The sequence below is a fragment of the Mesorhizobium sp. M2A.F.Ca.ET.067.02.1.1 genome (assembly GCF_004023285.1).
In the GTDB taxonomy this organism is placed as follows: domain Bacteria; phylum Pseudomonadota; class Alphaproteobacteria; order Rhizobiales; family Rhizobiaceae; genus Mesorhizobium.
The window spans coordinates 1-915 of sequence record NZ_RZSB01001242.1 but is presented as its reverse complement, the minus strand read 5'-3'; the positions used below and the strand labels follow the sequence as shown (position 1 = coordinate 915).

The 915-nt window shown below is 66.8% G+C and carries 2 protein-coding genes; one reads left to right on the top strand and one right to left on the bottom strand.

Translation table 11 applies throughout. From position 1 onward, the window contains the following. A partial coding sequence (locus EOA28_RS37055) for a hydantoinase B/oxoprolinase family protein (RefSeq protein WP_189342414.1) occupies window positions 1-425 on the top strand: 425 nt, incomplete at its 5' end. Window positions 426-637: 212 nt separating this feature from the next. On the opposite strand, the gene EOA28_RS37045 is transcribed toward EOA28_RS37055, so the two are convergent. Continuing rightward, window positions 638-915, bottom strand: a 278-nt coding sequence (locus EOA28_RS37045; RefSeq protein ID WP_128315904.1) for a MarR family transcriptional regulator, incomplete at its 5' end; no start/stop codon positions are given.

Sequence of the window (915 nt, the reverse complement as noted above, 5' to 3'; positions counted from 1 at the left end):
ATCTGGTACATGACATAGTCGCGGCCGCGCCCGCCGGCTCCAGCGGCAATTTCGCGCTCGGCGGCAACGATCCGACGCGCGGCCGCGACTATGTCATGTACCAGATCTCCGGCGGCAATTTCGCGCTCGGCGGCAAGGATGGCGCGCCGAACAGCGTGACCGTGTTCCGGGGCGGCGAAGCGCATGTACCGCCGCATCTTTCCAAGGAGCAGGACATCGCGCTCAAAGCCGGCGACCGCGTGCGGGTCGGCACGCCAGGCGGTGGCGGCTATGGCGATCCGCGCGAGCGTGACGCGAAGCAGGTCGCCGAGGATGTCAGGCTTGGGTACTATACGGCCGAGCAGGCCAGGGAGATGTTCGGAGTTGTTCCTTCAGCGGAAGGATCGGCAATCGACCGGACCGCGGCGCCTGAGAAGCACGGATAGAGGCGCCGGCGGGACAGCGCCCCCCTCTGGCCTGCCGGCCATCTCCCCCACAAGGGGGGAGATCAGACGTCACGATCGCTTTCGCCAATCACCAGCGTTGGAGAAAGATGCCAGCGCCGAAACCGCCAATCTCCCCCCTCGTGGGGGAGATGTCCGGCAGGACAGAGGGGGGCGCGAAGGATCGCTTGCGCTGATCACGGATCGAGTACGCTCTACGCCAGCTTCGCCAGCAGCCGCAGGAACGTCGCGGCCTCCTTCGCCGTCAGCGGCGCCAGCGTTTCCTCGGTGATGGCGCGCGCAAGCGGGATCAGCCGCTCGATCGCCTCGCGGCCTTCCGCCGTCAGATTGACCAGCAGCCGCCTCTTGTCGACCTCGTGCTTGGAAACCTCGACGAGGCCCCGCGCCTTCAGCCGGTCGATGACGCCTTTCACGGTGGCGGCATCCATGGCGATCAGCGTTCCGAGCTGGTTCTGCGAAGTCTCGCCGATGT